This window comes from Catenulispora acidiphila DSM 44928 (assembly GCF_000024025.1).
GTDB classification, from domain to species: domain Bacteria; phylum Actinomycetota; class Actinomycetes; order Streptomycetales; family Catenulisporaceae; genus Catenulispora; species Catenulispora acidiphila.
In genome coordinates, this window is sequence record NC_013131.1 from 398,754 (window position 1) to 416,241 (window position 17,488).

18 protein-coding genes are annotated in these 17,488 nt (G+C 70.9%); 8 read left to right on the forward strand and 10 right to left on the reverse strand.

What is annotated here, in order from left to right:
- The first annotated feature begins 50 nt into the window (after positions 1-50).
- Positions 51-1,067 (forward strand): AsnC family transcriptional regulator, encoded by a 1,017-nt coding sequence (locus CACI_RS01765; RefSeq protein WP_012784602.1) that lies wholly within the window; start codon positions 51-53, stop codon positions 1,065-1,067.
- A gap of 107 nt (positions 1,068-1,174) precedes the next feature.
- On the opposite strand, the gene CACI_RS01770 is transcribed toward CACI_RS01765, so the two are convergent.
- Entirely contained in the window at positions 1,175-1,846 is a 672-nt protein-coding gene (locus tag CACI_RS01770) for a hypothetical protein (protein ID WP_012784603.1), read from the reverse strand.
- 340 nt (positions 1,847-2,186) lie between these two features.
- On the opposite strand from CACI_RS01770, the gene CACI_RS01775 reads away from it, so the two are divergent.
- Entirely contained in the window at positions 2,187-2,828 is a 642-nt protein-coding gene (locus CACI_RS01775; protein ID WP_012784604.1) for a hypothetical protein, read from the forward strand.
- A gap of 90 nt (positions 2,829-2,918) precedes the next feature.
- Here CACI_RS01775 and CACI_RS01780 read toward each other — a convergent pair whose 3' ends face one another.
- A complete protein-coding gene (locus tag CACI_RS01780; protein ID WP_012784605.1) occupies positions 2,919-3,461 on the reverse strand; it encodes a hypothetical protein in 543 nt (180 codons plus the stop codon).
- A 198-nt stretch (positions 3,462-3,659) separates the two neighbouring features.
- Between CACI_RS01780 and CACI_RS01785 the strand changes: the two genes are divergently transcribed.
- Positions 3,660-4,115: an RrF2 family transcriptional regulator gene (locus tag CACI_RS01785; protein ID WP_012784606.1), complete on the forward strand. Its 456-nt coding sequence runs from the start codon at positions 3,660-3,662 to the stop codon at positions 4,113-4,115.
- A gap of 22 nt (positions 4,116-4,137) precedes the next feature.
- On the opposite strand, the gene CACI_RS01790 is transcribed toward CACI_RS01785, so the two are convergent.
- The 4 genes from CACI_RS01790 to CACI_RS01805 form a co-directional block, all read right to left on the reverse strand.
- Entirely contained in the window at positions 4,138-5,334 is a 1,197-nt protein-coding gene (locus tag CACI_RS01790) for a globin domain-containing protein (protein WP_012784607.1), read from the reverse strand.
- A 131-nt stretch (positions 5,335-5,465) separates the two neighbouring features.
- Positions 5,466-5,738: a hypothetical protein gene (locus tag CACI_RS01795; RefSeq protein WP_012784608.1), complete on the reverse strand. Its 273-nt coding sequence runs from the start codon at positions 5,736-5,738 to the stop codon at positions 5,466-5,468.
- A 199-nt stretch (positions 5,739-5,937) separates the two neighbouring features.
- A complete protein-coding gene (locus CACI_RS01800) occupies positions 5,938-6,762 on the reverse strand; it encodes a transglutaminase-like domain-containing protein (RefSeq protein ID WP_012784609.1) in 825 nt (274 codons plus the stop codon).
- Between the two features lie 10 nt (positions 6,763-6,772).
- Positions 6,773-7,744 carry an alpha/beta fold hydrolase gene (locus CACI_RS01805; protein ID WP_012784610.1) on the reverse strand — a complete coding sequence of 324 codons (972 nt, stop codon included), beginning with the start codon at positions 7,742-7,744 and terminating at the stop codon, positions 6,773-6,775.
- 670 nt (positions 7,745-8,414) lie between these two features.
- Here CACI_RS01805 and CACI_RS44905 point away from each other — a divergent pair.
- The 5 genes from CACI_RS44905 to CACI_RS44910 are packed head-to-tail and all read left to right on the forward strand — an operon-like array spanning position 8,415 to position 13,101.
- A complete protein-coding gene (locus CACI_RS44905; protein WP_012784611.1) occupies positions 8,415-10,724 on the forward strand; it encodes an ATP-binding protein in 2,310 nt (769 codons plus the stop codon).
- Positions 10,721-11,152, forward strand: coding sequence for a roadblock/LC7 domain-containing protein (locus CACI_RS50910; RefSeq protein WP_012784612.1), 432 nt, complete (start codon positions 10,721-10,723; stop codon positions 11,150-11,152). Before CACI_RS44905 ends, CACI_RS50910 begins: the two co-directional genes overlap by 4 nt.
- Entirely contained in the window at positions 11,149-11,520 is a 372-nt protein-coding gene (locus tag CACI_RS01820; RefSeq protein WP_012784613.1) for a DUF742 domain-containing protein, read from the forward strand. Before CACI_RS50910 ends, CACI_RS01820 begins: the two co-directional genes overlap by 4 nt.
- Entirely contained in the window at positions 11,501-12,136 is a 636-nt protein-coding gene (locus CACI_RS01825; RefSeq protein ID WP_012784614.1) for a GTP-binding protein, read from the forward strand. Before CACI_RS01820 ends, CACI_RS01825 begins: the two co-directional genes overlap by 20 nt.
- Positions 12,133-13,101, forward strand: coding sequence for a GAF domain-containing protein (locus tag CACI_RS44910; protein ID WP_012784615.1), 969 nt, complete (start codon positions 12,133-12,135; stop codon positions 13,099-13,101). The genes CACI_RS01825 and CACI_RS44910 overlap by 4 nt, the downstream gene beginning before the upstream one ends.
- Before the next feature lie 63 nt (positions 13,102-13,164).
- Here the strand turns inward: CACI_RS44910 and CACI_RS01835 are convergent, their stop codons facing one another.
- The 4 genes from CACI_RS01835 to CACI_RS01850 all read right to left on the reverse strand — a co-directional run bounded on the left by CACI_RS01835 (position 13,165) and on the right by CACI_RS01850 (position 17,477).
- Positions 13,165-14,166, reverse strand: a complete 1,002-nt coding sequence (locus tag CACI_RS01835) for a beta-ketoacyl-ACP synthase III (RefSeq protein ID WP_012784616.1) — start codon at positions 14,164-14,166, stop codon at positions 13,165-13,167.
- A gap of 49 nt (positions 14,167-14,215) precedes the next feature.
- Positions 14,216-14,494 (reverse strand): acyl carrier protein, encoded by a 279-nt coding sequence (locus CACI_RS01840; protein ID WP_012784617.1) that lies wholly within the window; start codon positions 14,492-14,494, stop codon positions 14,216-14,218.
- 55 nt (positions 14,495-14,549) lie between these two features.
- On the reverse strand, positions 14,550-16,100 hold the full coding sequence (locus CACI_RS01845) for an acyl-CoA dehydrogenase family protein (RefSeq protein WP_012784618.1): 1,551 nt from the start codon (positions 16,098-16,100) through the stop codon (positions 14,550-14,552).
- A 789-nt stretch (positions 16,101-16,889) separates the two neighbouring features.
- Positions 16,890-17,477 (reverse strand): suppressor of fused domain protein, encoded by a 588-nt coding sequence (locus CACI_RS01850; protein ID WP_012784620.1) that lies wholly within the window; start codon positions 17,475-17,477, stop codon positions 16,890-16,892.
- Positions 17,478-17,488 lie beyond the last annotated feature (11 nt).

The window sequence follows — 17,488 nt, forward strand, 5'->3', positions numbered from 1 at the left end:
CGAATCTCGGCGGTTTTCCTCTATCGATCCAAGTGTCATGATGGATTTCCATGAGCACCGACCAGCGCGTCGAGGAGTTCGACCGCCTCGACCGCCAACTCGCGCAAGCCCTGATGATCGACGGCCGCGCCTCGTTCAGCCGGCTGGCCGAGGTGCTCGGCGTCACCGACCAGACCGTGACCCGCCGCTACCGCCGCCTGCGAAGCGGCGGCCTGCTAAGGGTGATCGGCCTGCCGCTGGGCAACCGCGTCGGGCTCTACCAGTCCAACGTCCGCGTCCAGTGCGTCCCCGGCGCGGCCGGTGCGATCGCCGACGCGCTGGCCCGCCGCCGCGACATCGGCTGGGTGACGATCAACGCCAGCGGCACCGAAGTGTCCTGCATGACCCGGTCCCCCTCCCGGCGCGAGCGCGACTTGCTGCTGCTCGACAAGCTGCCGCGCACCCGGCAGGTCACCGGGGTGTCGGTGAAGACGATCATGCACGCCTTCGTCGGCGGTCCCGGCGGCTGGCCGGGTCTGGCCGCCGACCTCGGCGCGGACCAGGCCGCCGCGCTGCACCGGGACTTCCCCGAGGTCCCGGGCGAGTTCGAGCTCGACGACGCCGACCACGCCCTGCTCGCCGTCCTGGCGCGGGACGGCCGCGCGCCGTACCCGGAACTGGCCGCCGCCGTCGGCAAGTCCGAGTCGACCGTCCGGCGCCGCGTGGAGCACCTGATGGACAACGGCGTGCTCTACTTCGACGTCGAGGTCCTGCCGGTCCACCTGGGCTTCCACGTCGAGGCGATGGTGAGCGCGGCGGTGGCGCCCTCGGACCTGGACGCCGTGGGCCGCGCGGTCGGCTCGCACCCCGAGGTCCCGTTCGCCGCCGCGACCACCGGTCCCACCAACCTGGCCGCCGTCGTGGTCTGCCGGGAGATCCAGGATCTGTACGAGTACGTGACCGGCCGCATGGGTGCGATCAAGGAGATCGGGCAGCTGGAAGTGGTGCAGGTGCTGCGCACGGTGAAGCGTGCGGGCCTGCTCACGGACGGCGTGCGGCTGTTCGATCCGCCGGAGACCGTGTACTGACCCGGCGCGGCGCCCCCGTCAGCGCCCGACGCCGGACGCCGGACGCCGGACGCCGGACAAGCGAAACCGGGCCGCCAGCTGGTGCTCGCGACCCGGTCCGGGATGGTTCAGGCGCCCGAACCCTCGCCCTCGGTCCACGCCAGGTCGGCGACCGCCTGGTCGAACCGCGAGATCGCGGCGTCCACCTTCGCCTCGTCCCCGCCCGGGCCGGCCTGGCCGGTCAGCGCGATGGAGAGCCAGCGGTGGTCCGGGTCCCCGGCCACCGGGACGACGTACTCGATGTGCCGAGGCCGCGGCGGCTGGAAGCCGTCCTTGTCCTCCTCGGCGTCCTCCCCGGCCGGCTCGGCGTCCAGGCCGGCGCCGGCGCTGCGGTCGATGCGCACGGCGGGCATCCCGGCGATCACGCCGGTGCGCGCGGTCGGGTTCGAGGCGGCGACCCGGGCCACCACGTCGGCCGGTTCCGGGACCGCGGCGCTGGGGATCTTCACCTCCGAGGCCATCACGGTCAGCGCCGGGACCGGCCCGCCGCCCGGCGTCGGGATGTAGAAGTCGATCCCGCCCTTGGCCCGGCCGGCGACGATCTGCGTGGTCAGCCGGCCGCCGATCAGGTCCCGGCCGGCCTCGGCGGCGTCGGCCGGGACCGCGGCGAAGACCGTGTCCAGGAAGGCGTTGACGTCGGCCTCGGCGTGGTCGTCCAGGCGGATCCGGGTCCACCCCTCACCCAGGTTCAAGCGGTAGTTGATGGGCTTGCTGCCCGCGGTCTCGGCGGCCGTCGACATGGTGCTGTTCCCCCGCGCTGATGAAGTGTTATGACAGCTTTCGAGTCTACAAAGGCGAACACGTCAGCGGTATCCCGTTCCCTCGCGCGGCCTCGCTGCGGATGCGGCCCGCGATCGGGGCTTGCAGGCTCGGACGGGTGGCCGCCGCCCCGGCGGTCCGCACATCCGAGCGAAGCGAAAGGACGGTATCGCCCATGCGAGTGCTGTCTTCCCCGGTGCTGCCAGTGCTGCCACTGCTGCCGGTGCTGCCCCGCGATCCACGCGACCAGGTGGCCGAACGCCGGTTCCGACATGCCGTGCCGATCCGGTGAGCGGCAAACGCGGGCCGAGGCTGCTCCGGGTGGGTGCGGCCACGGCACTGACGCTTCTCGGACCCGCGGCCGCCTCGGCCGCGGCGGACACCACCCCCGCGCCGCCCGCCGGCGTCACCGTCGACGTCCTCGGCGGCAGCACCCCCGCGGACGAGCACGCGGCGATCGACTACACGATCGAGCTGCGCGACGCCGGAACCGTGCCCTACCGGCACGTCGCCGTCACGGCGATGCTCCCGCCCGGGTTCCACATCCTGCGCGCCAGCCCGGCCCTCGCCGCCTCCGCGGGGCCAGGCTCGATGCCCACCTGGACCGCGGACCTCCTCCCCGGCCGGACCGTGGACATCCACGCCGAGATCACCGCCGGGACGGTCCAGGACCTGGCCGAGGCGGCCGAGCCGCTGACCGGGCCCAGCGACGTGCTGGACGGCTCGGGACCCGGCTCCGGCTCCAGCTCCGGCGCGATGGCCTGGTACTCCCTGTCGGCCTGCGCCCAGAGCGGACCGAGCGGTGTACCGGTCTGCGGTCTGTCCCGCCAGCTGCTGGTGAAGACGGACGACGACACCCGCCGCGGGATCGAGGCGATGGTCCTCATCCTCGGCGTGCCGCTGCTGGTCGGCGGGCTCGGTGTCTACGCCTGGCGAGCCCGACGGGAGCCCGACATGGACTGATGGAGCAGCCGCCACACACCGAGGCCGCCGGGCGGATTGCCCGGCGGCCTCGGTGGACTGTTGTTCTGGCGGGCGTCCACGCCCCGCGCCTTAGCGCACGACCTGCGTCCGCTGCGCCGACGCCCCGGTCGCGACGTGCCCGGTGACCGCGGTCCGCCGCTTGGCGGCCAGCGTCCCGGTCCGCCCCAGCAGCATCGCGATGGCCATCACGACCAGCGCGTCCGTCAGCGCGTCCACGCTGATCTGGTGCTGCGTCATCCAGCGCCCGAGCTGCTCGGTGAACCAGTGGTTCGAGCCGTACACGAACAGCAGCCGCGCCCCGATGACGGCCGTCCACAGCGCCGCGTAGCCGACCCCGGCGTGGGTGTAGATGACGCCGTCCGACGGGTTCCGCCGCACCTTCAGCAGCGCCGCGGCGCCCAGGCCCAGCAGCAGCCCCAGGGCCGCCGCGGCCAGTTCCAGCACCAGCCCGCTCCCGGAGGTGGCCGGGTGCTTCACGTACATCGGCACGATCACCGCCGCCACGATCGCCGGCCGCAGCAGACGCGCCATGCCCACCTTGCGCCGTCCCAGGTCGGTCCCGAGGACCGAGGCCAGAACCACGATGTTCACAATCCACACGCTGGCGTCCACGATCTTTTCCCCTCTTGGCCCTGCCCGGTCTTGCTGACATCTCGAGATTCGCAGCGAGCCGGTTGGAGCCGCTTCCATCCGGGGGTGGAAGGCGGGTGGAACGTGGGTGGGTGGAACGTGGATGAGTGGAACAGGAGCGCGTTCCTCAAAGTCGTACCGGGAATACCAAATATGCAGGCCGCGACGTAGGCTCGCCCCATGCACCTGATGAAGTCCACGGATCTGGCCCTGCGCCTGCTGATGAGGCTCGCCGTGGTCCCGCCCGACACCCACCCGGACGAGCTGCCGACCACCCGCGGCGTCGCCGAGGCGATGGGCGCCGCCAGCACGCACATGGCGAAGGTGGTCGGGAAGCTGCAACACCTGGGCCTGGTGCAGGCGCGCCGGGGACGCGGCGGCGGACTGGTGCTCACCCCGGCCGGACGCGTCGCCTCGGTCGGGGCGGTGGTGCGCACCTTCGAGGGCTCGGGCGACCTCGCCGCCTGCGTCGACGGCGAGGATCCGTGCCCGCTCAACGCCGCCTGCCGGCTTCGCAGTGCCCTGCGTGCCGCCCAGGAAGCCTTCTACGCCTCGCTCGACCAGCTCACGGTCGAGGATGTGACCGCCGCGCCGACCGGTCCGCTGTTGCTGTCGATCGCGATGGGGCGGCCGTGACGCTGATCAGGGCACTGCTTGTCTAGGCGGCCAGCCACAGGTCGGGTCCGAAGACCTCGTAGTGGATGTCGGCGGCGGGCACGCCCTTGGCGAGCAGCTGTTCCCGCATGGCGCGCATAAACGGCAACGGCCCGCACAGGAACGCGGCGGTCCCGGCCGGGATCTCCACGTCGCTCAGATCCGCCAGACCCACGCGCCCCGACTCCCCGGCGTCGTTCTCGTACCAGTAGTATGTCCGGCCGCTGATCAGCTTCGCGGCCAGTATGTTCTGGTCGGAGCGCAGCGCGTGCGCCTCCGGACTGCGGTCGGCGTGCACGACCAGCACCGGCGCCGCGTGCTCGCGGTTCACCAGCTCGGCCAGGATCGAGATCATCGGTGTCACGCCGATTCCCGCCGAGGCCAACAGCAACGGCTGCTCCGATGCCCCGGCGTCCACCACCAAGTCGCCGAACGGCGCGGAGATCCGCAGCACGTGCCCCGGCTGCACGGTGTCGTGCAAGTGGTTCGAGACCTCGCCGGCCGGATCGGCGTCCGTCCCGCGCTCGCGCTTCACGCCGATCTGCCGGACCGCCGCGTCCGGCGCCGACGTCAGGCTGTACTGCCGGATCTGCCGCGCCCCGTCCGGCAGCTCGACCTGCACCGACACGTACTGCCCGGCCTGGAACGGCTGCGGGGTCCCGCCGCCGACCGGCCGCAGCAGGAACGAGGCCACGTCGGCGGTCTCCTCGCGCCGCCCCACGACCTCCCAGTCCCGCCAGGTGCCGCCCACCAGGTAGCCGCGCTCGGTGGACAGCCGGCCCTCGATCGCGATCAGCGCGTGGGCCATCAGCCAGTAGACCTCGTCCCAGGCCGCGGCGACGTCCGGGGTGACGGCGTCCCCGAGCACCTCGGCGATCGCCGCGAACAGGTGCTGGTGCACGACCTTGTACTGCGCCGGGCTGACGCCGAGCGAGGCGTGCTTGTGCGCGATGCGCGAGAGCAGCGCGTCCGGCCGCGTGCCGGGCTGCTCCACCAGCTGCGTCGCGAACGCCGCTATGGAGCCGGCCAGCGCCAGCCGCTGCGTGCCCGCGGCCTGGTTCCCCCGGTTGAACAGGTCGCGCAACAGCTCCGGATGGGCTTGGAAAAGCCGGGCGTAGAAGCGCTCGGTGATGTCGCCGATCGCGGCGCCGACGACGGGAAGGGTGGCGCGGACGGTCGCGGCCGACTGCTCGGAAAGCACGGTGACTCCTCACGTGGTGCAGACGTGCCGGACGCCCCGCCGGTCGGCGGAACGTCCAGCGCGCTCACGTTAACACGCATTGGAGATACCACTTTTAAGGGGGAGGGCTCACTCCCGCCGAGGGGTGCGCCTCACTCCCGCTCGAGCTGGTCGGCGCTCAGCCCCACCAGCTCCAGCGCCACCCGGTAGTCGTCGAACCCGGCGCCGTTGGCCAGACCCAGGCTGATCGCCGTCCCGATGGCGTCGGCGAACCCCGCGACCGTCGACCCGTGCCCGCCGGCCATGAGCAGCACCTGCGGCGGCCGGTCGTCGGGACGCACCACGGTCACCCGCCCGGCATACCCGCCGACCCGGACGCTGACCGTCTCCGACGAACGCTGACGCGGCAGCCTGACCTGGGCCATGACGCGGCTCCTGGGGGTTCGGGCGCCGGGGGCGAGCCCTGGCGCGGACCGGTGGAAGAGGGAAGGCTATCGCTCCGCGAGGCTGATTCCGTGGCGTCCAGGTCGAACTGGCGTGTCGGGGATCAGAGGGCTGCGAAGGCACTGCGGATCGCCCGTGGACGCCGCTTCAAAACTGTCTCAGAGGCCTGCCGTCGACCACTCAAAGCAGCAGCTCAGCGGGCACTTCGAACACCGGGTCTCGATACAGCTCGCTCAGCGCGCGATCGTCGTCGCTCGCGCAGGCCGCCGCCAATTCGTCGAGCAATGCGTCGTAGTCCTCGCCGGTGAGACCGGCGTAGGCGTCGGTCATGCGTCCCCACTCGTCCCACGGCAGGGTCTCGACCTTGTTCATCGCCGCGAGGTCCCTCACCGCGTTGCCCTTGATCTCCGCCGGGCCGAAGTTCTCCGTGCCGTGGACGCCGAACGTCGCGCCGTCCACCTCGCCGCGCCGGTACGCCGCCCATGCCTCAGCGCCGGTGAGGAAATCGCCGGGCGACAGGTCGTCGGCGTTCGGCAGCACACTGCCGCCGAGGGTCTCGGGGTCCAGGCGGATCCAGTGTGCGGCGTCGTCGAGCCGGTACTCGATGACCCAATGGTCGAGCGCCTGGCCGGGCTGGAAGTACGTCGCGAACCCGCAGCGCGCCCGCGCCGCGTATCCCGCGTTCCGCAGCAGCGCGCAGGCGAGCACGGCGAAGTGCCGGCACGTCCCCACCACCCGCTTGCCGGCCTCGCGCGGCTCGCTCAGCGGCGCGGCGTCCACGGCCAGCAGCCGCTCGACGAGCACGGCCGCCGGCCGGATCTGGTTCTCCGCAAGCCTTTCGGCGGCGATCCCCGCGGCTTCGGCCTCGTGCGGCTGGATCACCAGCCGGGAGACCGGCCGAATAAGATCGACCGGATCCGTTGCGACGCCCCGCAGTGCGGCGGGTTCGACGCCGCGCACATCGGTGAACAGTCCCGGGGAGCGGTAATCGATAAGGGGCGCCATGGAGCCGAGCCTAGAGAGCGGCACCCACAGGCATCGGTCGCGCTCCATCGCGGTCCCGGTCGCGTTCCAGGAAGTCCACCAACGCGGCGGTCACCTCATCCGGCCGCTCTTGCTGGACCCAGTGCCCCGCGTCCAGGCGTACGACGCTCCGCAGATCCGGCACGGAGCGCGGCAGATCGTCGATCAGCTCCGACGCATAACGTCCGAAGGCGTCGCGCGTTCCATAGAGGAACAGCGCGGGCACTTGGATCTTCGCGCCCTGCCATGCGGCGGTCAGCTCATGGTTGCGGTCGATGTTCCGGTACCAGTTGAGCGCGCCGGTGAAGCCGCTGCGCTCGAAGGCGGCGACGTGGGCGTCCAGATCGGCGGCGGTCAGCCAGTCCGGAATCCCCTTGTCCGGCAAGCAGTCCAGCCACCCGCCGCCTTCGGGCAGCACCGGATTCCACGGCTCCGACCCCGAACTCAGAACACTGCGGAACGTCGCCGCGACATCGCGAGCCAGCTCCCGGTCCGCGGGCCCGACCTCTTGGAAGTACTGCATGTAGTAGAGATCGCCGAACCGCTCGCGCATCGCTGTCAGAAGGCTGATATCGGCGCGCGGTACGTACGGCACACTCAACCCGACCACGCCCCGCACCCGATCGGGCCGCAGCAAAGCGGTGTGCCAGGCGAGCACCGACCCCCAGTCGTGCCCGACCACCGTCGCCCGCTCGATCCCGAACGCGTCGAGCAGCCCGACCACGTCCGCGACCAAGTGCAGCATCGAATACTGCTCGACGTCTTCCGGGCACCCGGTCTCGCCGTATCCGCGCAGATCCGGTGCGAGCACGCGGTATCCGGCGGCGGCGAGGTCGCGCACCTGATGCCGCCAGGAGTAGGAGTAGTTCAAGAACCCGTGCAGCAGCACGACGACGTCCGGTCCCGAACCGGCCTCGACGACGTTCATCCGAAGCCCGCCGACCATCACTGACCGCTTGTTCACCGGGCCAGTTTCGCCGACCGGGACGGCGCCCGGGCCGCAATCGGGGAAGTTGTGACCCGTGAGGAAGATGAGATCTCGTCATCTCTTCGCGCCCGCCTCGATCTTTCCCTGTGGTCCAGACCAATTCGGCCCGGGTGGAGAATCAGCGGTCTGTATAAAGACGCCCCAAAGGTTTGCCTTGTGCCCCAGCCGGTTTTCCGAAGTCTTTACGCCCTGAACCTGTCCGAACCCGGCGAACCCCGCCAGGCTGAAGCGGTTGCGTAACCGATCGCGGGTTCGCGCGTTGGTAAGGGCGTGGGTGGGAACTTGTGTGCGGAGCAAGGGCTGGGGGGTGTGCTGAGGACTCGCACGCCGGACCGCGGGCCCTTCGGGCTCCGCTGTGCCGGTGGTGCTCGGGCGCCGGCGGACGGCCGCGGGACCAGGGGCGTCCACCCTCGCGTCCGGTACCTGCGCGCCTGGCGTGAAACCCTTATCCACGGCCTCAGATATGGCCTCGCGCGGGGCTCCTGATGTAATGGGTTCAGCGTCGATCATGGCACATCTTTGTCAGGTTTCTGATATGTTCTTCGAATTCGAGCCGGTATCCACTTCGTAATCGACTCCGAACGTAGGGTTGGCATATGGCTTCCGTATCTGCTCGCAGCCGCAGCCGCGCCGGCGGTGACGTCCGGTGACCGCGGCGGACCGCGTCCAGGAGGCGCCGCCGCGTCCCGGGCACGGCGCACCGGGCCGGCACTCGGCCTACAACGCCGCGGGCGCGGAGCGCCGGCCGGCGGGCCGACGGCCGACCGCCTGGGTCGTGGCTCCCTCGGTGTGCTCGGCGGTGCTGGCCGGCGCCGCGATCGTCCTCGTCGTCGACGGCGCGCACTCGGCCGGCTATCACATAAGCAGCGGCACGATGACCGCCGTCTGGGTTCTCGGCGGTCTGATACTCGCGGTCGTCGCGGCCACCCTCGCCTTCGCCGGGCGTCCGGGCCGCGCGACCGAGATCCCCGCCTTCGGCGGGCCCGACCCCCGGCAGGCGCCGCCGCCGATGGCGCAGCCCCAGCCCCAGCCCCAGCCGCAGCCGCACCAGCAGCCGCAGCACCAGCAGCACCGACCCCAGCCCGCCCCGGCTCCGCTGCCGCAGCAGGCTCCGCCGCCGCCCCCGATGTCTCCGCAGGTCGTCGCGAACGCCACCGAGGCCGCCGCGACGCTGGCCGCGGCGACCAAGGCCGCGGCCGGTCCGATCGCCGTCTCCGAGGAGGGCGTGGACCTGCAGGTCATCTTCGCCCAGCTGGTCCGCCGGCTGCTCACCCTGGTGCTGCAGCAGATCAACCGGCTCGACGAGCTGGAGAACGAGGTCGAGGACCCCAAGCTCCTGAAGTCCTTGTTCGGCATCGACCACCAGGCCACCCAGGTCCGCCGCTACGGCGAGAACATCGGGGTGCTGGTGGGAGCCCTTCCGCAGCGGCAGTGGACGCACCCGGTCCCGGTCACCGTGGCGCAGCGCTCGGCGGTCTCCGAGACCCCGGACTACCCCCGCGTGCAGGTGATCCCGCGGGCGCCGGGCCGCATCCACGGCCACGCCGTCTCCGACGTCATCCACATCCTGTCCGAGCTGGTCGAGAACGCCACCAACTACTCGAACCCGACCACCAAGGTCACCGTCGGCGCGCACCGGGTGTCCGCGGGGTTGGCGATCGAGATCAACGACCACGGCATCGGCATGGAGTCCGACCAGTTCCGGCGGCTGAACACGCTGCTGCGCGACCCGTCGGGGGCGAATGTCAAGGATCTGCTTTCCCAGGGCCGCATCGGCCTGTCCGTGGTCGCGAAGATGGCCCAGCGCCACGGGATCGCGGTCGAGCTGGCGCCGAACGTCACCGGCGGCACCATGGCGCTCGTGGTGATCCCGGACGCGCTGCTGGCGGCGGAGGAGCTGCCCGCGGACAAGGGGCATCAGCCGCGCCGCGGCATCGACCACACGCAGCTGCCGGCCCGGCCGGCGCTCGCGCCGCTGCCGGACACCCTTCCGCCGGCCACGACCTCCTCGACCGCCTCGACCGCTGCCACAGCCCCGAGTTCGGCCGCCTCGCTGTCCCCGGTCGCCGCCTCGATGCCGCCCCCGCTGTCGTCGCCGGCCACCGCGCACGTCCCGCCGCTGCCGACCTCGCCCGCCGCCGCGGCGCAGGAGTCAGCCCGCGCCGGCCAGCCGACACCGATCCGGGCCACGCCGCCGCCGCTGCCGACGTCACCGCTGCCGACCTCGCCGGCCGCCGCGGACCAGGCCGCCCGCACCGCGCAGCAGGGCTACGCGCAGCCCGACTCCTTCCAGTCGGGCCAAGGCCGCCAGGCATGGTCCCAGCCGGCTCCCGCCGAGCCGCAGTGGCCGTCCATCAACCCGCCGGTGACCGGCGGCGCCTCCGCGCCGACCGCCGCCGCGCCGGTGCCGGGCCCCACCGGCTCCGTCGCGTCCTTCCAGGCGCCGTCGGCCGACATGTATCAGGGCTCGGAGTTAGGCGCCGCAGCGCCGGCGCAGACCGATCGGTACCCGGCGCAGGACTTCGGGACACCGGCGCCGGCGCAGCCCGACCGGTACTCCCTTCAGGGCCCGGACACCGCCGTGCTGCCGCTGACCCCCGACCGGTACCCCGCGCCGGGTACTGGTACCTCCGTGCCGCCGTGGTCCCGCCTCGGCGACCGGTCCGCGGCGGGCGAGCAGGCTTCCGAGCCGGCGTCCGAGAAGGCTCCGGGCCTGTTGCCCGACGGCCGTCCACAGCTTCGCCGCCGTACCCCGCAGGGCCACATCTCCGCGCGGCTGCTCCAGGCCGAGCCGCAGGAGAACCCGCACGGCGGCGGCGCGCTTTCCCCGACGATGATGTCGGACTTCTGGCAAGGCCTTTCCTCGGGCATCGCACCGGCCGGCCCCCCGGCGGCCGGCGCGGACCCTTCGCAGCACGATCGCACCACCGCGAACCGTCAGGAGTGGAACCAGTGAGCACCCAGACCGAAGAGAATCTCAGCTGGCTGATCAACCGGATGCTGCAGAGCATTCCGGCCGCCCGCAGCGTGCTGTTGATGTCGACGGACGGTTTGGTCCGCGCGTACACGACCGGTCTGAACAAGGACGAGGCCGACACCCTGGCCGCCGCCGAGAGCGGGATGTGGGGCATCGTCACCGCCATCGGCAAGACGGTCCGGGCCGGCGGCGTCCGCCAGGTGGTGGTGGAGTTGGACGGCGCGTTCCTGTGCGTCGGCGCCGCCGGTCCCGGCACCTGCATCGGCGTGCTGGCCGACCGCGAGGCCGACCCGCGGCAGATCGGCTTCGAGATGCAGCGCTGCGTCACCGCCGTGGTCCGGGAACTGTCCACGGCTCCCCGCGGCGCCGCGGACGGCGCGGTGGCAGCGGCCCGGGCCCGGTCGTGAGCCGGGGCGATCCCGATGCCTTCGTCGACTCCGCGGCCGGCCGCCTCATCCGGCCGTACGCGGTCGCCGGCGGCCGGACCGCGCCGAACGCCGACTTCCACCTGGTGACCTACGTGGTGGCCACCGGCCGGGCCCTGAGCGACCTGGGCCCGGACCACGACGACATCCTGAGCCTGTGCGACCGCCCGATCTCGGTCGCCGAGGTCTCGGCGCTGTCCGGGCTGCCGCTGGCAGTGACCAAGATCCTGCTGTCCGACCTGCTCGGCTGGCGCGCCATCGACACCCGCGCGCCGGTGCCCGTCTTCGAACGGGCGCGGCCGAGCACAGACCTTCTGGAGAAGGTGCTGGATGCCCTCTACAAGCTCTGACCGCGCCTCCGAGAATCTTCCCGGCGGCCTCAAGCTGCTGATAGCCGGCGGCTTCGGCGTCGGCAAGACCACGCTGGTCGGGGCGGTCTCCGAGATCGCGCCGCTGAAGACCGAGGCGACGATCACCGAGGCCTCCGTCGGCGTCGACGACATCGCGCTGACCGGCGGCAAGACCACCACCACGGTCGCGCTGGACTTCGGCCGGATCAGCATCGCCAACGAATACGTGCTGTTCCTGTTCGGGATGCCCGGCCAGGAGCGGTTCTGGTTCATGTGGGACCAGCTGTGCATCGGGGCCCTCGGGGTGATCGTGCTGGTCGACACCCGGCGCATCGAGGACTCCTTCGAGGCCGTGGACTACTTCGAGCGCACCGGGATCCCGTTCCTGGTCGCGGTCAACGAGTTCGAAGGCGCGCGGTTCGCCTACACCTCCGTGGAAGTGCGCGAGGCGCTCCAGCTGCGCGCCGAGGTGCCGGTGGTGATGTGCGACGCCCGCTCGCGCACCTCGGCCGTGAACGTGCTCATCGCGCTGGTGAAGCACCTGCAGAGCACCGACTTTCGGCCCGTCCGGCCCGCCGCCCCCGAGCTGGCCGCGCATGAAGGAAGCTACATATGACAGACCGCGACGACTTCCAGACCCCGGCCCTGCGGCTGGGGCAGCCGGCGCCCTCGGACGCCGCCGCGCGCGCGGCGCGCCAGCGGGAGCTGAGCCTGTCCGCCACGGCGGACTCGGTCTTCGACGAGGTCGCGCGCCGGGCCGCCGAGGCCACCGGCGCCACCGCGGCGATGGTCAACATGGTCGGCGAGAACGGCCAGTACCTGGTGGGGCTGTACGGCAAGGAGCCGGGCAGCGGCGAGGCGGCGTTCCTGGGCGACCCCGGCCGCTACGCGGCCATGGACCAGGGCTTCTGCGTGCACGTCGTGGGCCGCAAGGCCGCGCTGACCCTGGACGACGTCTTCGACTTCTCCCGGTTCCGCGGCAACCCGATCGTCGACGAGCTCGGGGTCCGCAGCTACATCGGCGTGCCGCTGATCGACGACGGCGGCACGGTGATCGGCACGGTGTGCGCGATCGACCCGGCGCCGCGCAGCGAATCCGACGGCAACTCCTGGGGGAATCAGGGCCTTCAGGTCCTCAAGGCCGCGCGCGACGAGGTCCTGGCCGAGATCAGCGGTCGGCAGAAGATCGCCGCCATCCTGGAGAACGCCGGCGGCACGGCGATGATCGCGGCGCGTCCGGGACTGGAGGTGCTGTACGCGAACACGCTGCACGATCAGCTCTTCGGCGCCGTCCAGGTACTCGGCACACCCGCCCTCGAGGCCTTCCCGCACCTGGCGCCGGTCGGCATCCTGGCCGTCATCGAGACCCTCGACCGCGGCGGCGAGCCGACGACCACCGCGCCGATCCCGCTGAGCGAGCCCGCCACCGGCTCGGTGATCTTCGCCGCGGTCCCGGTCCGGGTACCCGGCCACGCCTCGGCGGTGCTCACCCTCGGGCTGCGGGACAGCGACGCGGCGACCGTGCTGAACCGGGCCGCGCAGATCGCCGCGGACATCGGGGCGCTCAGCGACACCAGGTGAGGCGGGTCGGCGCGGGGCGGAGATCTGCCGCCGCCACGCCGACCGACTTTCGTGCCTCCCGGGTCAGACCGGCTTGATGTCGGGCCATGTCAGCGTGGCCGACCCCCAGGTCAGGCCGCCGCCGAAGGCGGTCAGCAGGAGCCTGTGGCCGCTTTCGACGGTGCCCTCGGCCGCCGCCCGCGCCAGCGCGAGCGGAATCGAGGCAGCCGAGGTGTTGCCGACGCGGTCGAGGTCGACGACCGCGCGGTCGCGGGGCATGCCCAGCCGGTCCGCCACACTGTTCATGATGCGGAGATTCGCCTGGTGCGGAACCAGCCGGTCGACGTCCGCCGCGTCCCAGCCGGTCCGCTCGAGGACGGCCTCACAGGATTCGACCATGCGCCGGACCGACTCGCGGAACACCTCTCGGCCCGCCATTTTGAGGTAGGTGTCCGTCGTCGGCGGGACCGACTTGGTGGACCGCTGCCGGGATCCGCCCGCCGGGACGGTGATCAGGTCCGTGCCGGTGCCGTCGCTGCCCAGATCCAGCGCCTGCAGCGCGCCCGGCTCGTCCGCCTCGCCGGCCCGCAGCATCACGGCCCCGGCGCCGTCGCCGAAGATGACGCCCGTGGAGCGGTCGGTGGGATCCAGGATCGTGCTGATCGTGTCCGCGCCGATCACCAGGACGCGTTCGGCGATCCCGGCGGCGATCAGTCCGGTACCGGTCGCCAGCCCGTACACGAAGCCCGAGCACACGGCGGCGACATCGAAGGCTGCGACACCTTCCAAGCCCAGGCGCGAGGCGACCTCCGGAGCGGTCGCCGGGCACGGCCGGTCCGGGGTGATTGTGGCCAACACCACAGCCTGCGGCGGCTCTCCGCCGGCGGATTCGATCGCGCGCGACCCGGCTTCCACCGCCAGATCCGACGTCGCCTGCCCGGGCTCGATCCAGTGCCTGGTCTGGATGCCGGTGAGCCTGCGGATCCAGTCGTCGGTCGTGTCCAGCCGCTCGGCGAGCATGTCGTTGGTGACCACCGAGGCCGGCACGCTCGAGCCGATTCCTGAGATGACTGCGGCCTTTGTCATGGGAGCTCTCTTTCGAGAGATGTCTGCGAAGGGAACACGGCGCCGGCCGTCAGGCTTCTGTCATCGCGGGCAGTCCCTGCGCCCCCACCGCGGCCTGGATGAAGGTCGCCAAGCTTTCCACGGTGGTGAATCGACTTATGTCGTCGTCGGAGATCTTTATATTCCATCGCTCCTGCGCCTTGTCCGCGATCTCGAACATGGCGAGGGAGTCGACTCCGAGCTCGCCTGCGAGATCACTGTCCGCGGTGATGTCACCGGCGGCCACTTCATCGACAGATCCCTCGATGATGACGCGAAGAGTGTCGAGGACATGCTGGTACGATTCCATGCGATTCTCCTTGGGCAGAAACGGTTTTAGCCCGCGCCGAGATGGACGCGGGGATCTATGCGGGATCACGGTGAAGGAAGGCGTCGACGGCGCGGCGTTCGCCGCCGTAACTCTGCTGTGTGTCCCCGATGGAATCTGCGTATTCGGCGATGTGCCGCGCCAAGACGTTGGCGGACAACGCGAAAGCAGGACGTAATTCGTTGCGCGCGGAGGCCAAGCGCTGCTCGAGTTGCCGGGCGGCCCAATAGGCCGCGTAGACGTCGAGGTCCCCGTGACTGTTCTCCGCCGTCTCGGCGATCGCCGCGGCGGTCACACCCCAACACGCCACATCGCCCACCGCGCGCGCGAGCACGTGGCCCTGTTGAGGGGTGAGGCCGCTGCCCGCCCGCTCGACCAGATCGTGCAGGCCGGCCATGAGGTCGCTCTCCAACTTCGTGGCGCCGAAGGTCTTCACCATCGTGGTGTGGAAGGACTCCAGATCGCGCACGATGCGCGTCCCGACGAAGACCGACATGGCCTCGGTGGCGCCTTCGAAGATGCGCAGAACCCGGAAGTCCCGGAAGTATTTGCCGACGATGTCGGTGTCGACGAAGCCTCGCGCGCCCATCAGCTGCACGCACTGGTCGACGACCTGGCCCGCCAGCTCACAGCCGATGACCTTGCAGGCGAAGAAGAACTCGTCGGGCACCGGTCCCCCGCGGTCCAGCCGCTCGGCGAGGGAGAACACGAGCGCTTCCACGGTGCGTGTCGCCGCGGCGCAGTCCGCCAGAATCCGCTGGGTGACGCCGTTGTCGAGAAGCCTGCCCGTGGAAATGCCGCGCCGGCCGGCGAATCGTTCGGCGAGCTGGATGCACCGCTGCATCGCCCCGGTGCCCGATGCGGCGAGGAAGGCGCGTCCCATCCGGAACGAGTTCTGGGCCAGCGCTGCCCCGCCGCCCTCCGCTCCCAGTACTGCCGAGGGGGGTAGACGCATGTTGTCAAGGGTGATGTGGTCCTGGGGGACGGCTCTGAGGCCGATCGTCATCGCCTCGCTGCGGGGACGGAACCCGGGCGTGGATGTCGGAAGGAGAAAGGCGGTTATGCCCCTTCGCCGGCCGTTGGGCTCCTGAAGTCGGGCGAGCACCGTGATGTGGCTCGACGCGGCACCGAGGCTGATCCACGACTTCTTGCCATTGACGATGAAGCTCCGGTCGGCTTGGCGGATCGCGGTGGTGGCCATCCCGCGGACCACGTTCGATCCCATACCCGGTTCGCTGCTGGCGACGGTGACCAGTCCGCGCCCGGTCGCCAAGGTCGGCAGAACGCGTTGCTTGGTCTCCTCGTCGGCGTAGTCCCGGACCGGCGGTATCCCGAGGGAGTTGTGGACGGCCAGCAGCACGGCGAGATTGGGATCGATCGCGGCGGCCTGCCGAATCACCCGGAACGTATCGGTGTGGGAGAGTTCCCGCCCTCCGTACCTCCGGTCCACCCGCAGTCCGAACAAGCCCTCGCTGCCCAGATGGGATATCAGCGACAGCGGCAGGGAACGGCGTTCGTCCATGAGCCATGAATCGAGACGGTCATCTGCATACTGACGGAGAAACGCAATCATGCCGTCGGCCGTCATGATGTTCCTCCAGCGCTATGAACGCCATTCGATTGTGGTGGATTCATTGCGGCGGGAGGTAAGAGTTCACAGCCAGTAGTTCTCGCTCGATCAATGTCTTACCCTACGAGCTTAGAAGACTTCTCACACGCGTGGCAAGACCGCACCGGCTTCAAGATCCGCACGCCGGTGTGATCGTGCCCTCCGTTCGCCCCGTGCCGTTCGGCGCTCGGCTGGTGCGCGGCGGTTTCGTTCACATCGAACAAGATGGGCGCGTTCATCGTCGGCGTCAACAAGATGGCCGAGGCGGTTTTGCAAGGCATGACAGGCTGCTGATTACCGGTGGTGGCTCTGTGTGACGATGACGGAGAACTGACTGCTATTGGACAGGATGTTCGAAATCTGTTTACGGGCAGCACGAATCCCCTGATAGAAGTAGGTCTTGTCCGAGAACTTCGGTCAAACGCCGGGGAATATTCAGCCGCGCTCCACACCCGGGATCACGACCTGTGCTCGACCGAGTCTCGCAGGTCCGGCATCACTTTGCCCATCGCGTCAGGACCGGCACCGAAAACTATTTTCCGCCGGCCTGTTCAGTGCCCACGCGCCCGCAGCCGCCACACGGCTGGGCGCCGTGACGGCCACGCTGAGGCGTCGCAGAACCCAGATATACAGCGAGGGTCCACACGGCGCTGCGCTTCCCGCAGGAGCCCGCTGACGGCGCGCAGCTGTACCCAGGCGGCCCCGGCTCGGTATCCGAGCCGGGGCCGTGGGCGCTGTAGCGCTTCAACGCGCGGGAAGCCGAAGCGCTCAGGCGCCCACCACAGGCGGCGCTGTGAACACATCGCGCGCCTCGATCAGATTGCCCGCGAACGTCTTCGGCGGCATGGACGCGGCGGAGGCCCGCTCCGCCTCCGTGATCGGTACGACGGTTATCACCTGGACCGCGCCCTCGCAGGTGTCGATCCAGTTGGGGGTGTCCTTCAGCAGCGGGCCGGCGAGGAACACCGCGGGGCAGCCTGGGAAGGTCGGGAAGTCCTGCTCGAATCCGACGATCTGCGCCCAGCCGACTGCGCGGCCGGTCTTCCACGGGTACACGGCCAGATTCGCCAGCTGCATGGCGATCTGCTGCTCGTCCTCTGGCGCCAGCTCGCCGGAGCGGGACAGCAGCAGCTCTGCGCGGCTGCCCTCCGCGCCGTCCGCCGTGGGCATCGGCGCGGTGGCCATCCCGACCGTCGCGAACGTGGTGAGGCCGGCGGGTTCGGCGGGCCGGTAGACGAAGACGTCGAGGCGGGCGATCGGGCCCGGGCCGTCGTCGAACGTGAGCGAGGCGGCCGCGTCGCCGCGCGCTGCCATCAGGGTTCTGTAAACGTCGCGCAGGACCGGGGGAGCAGACATGCAGCCGAACC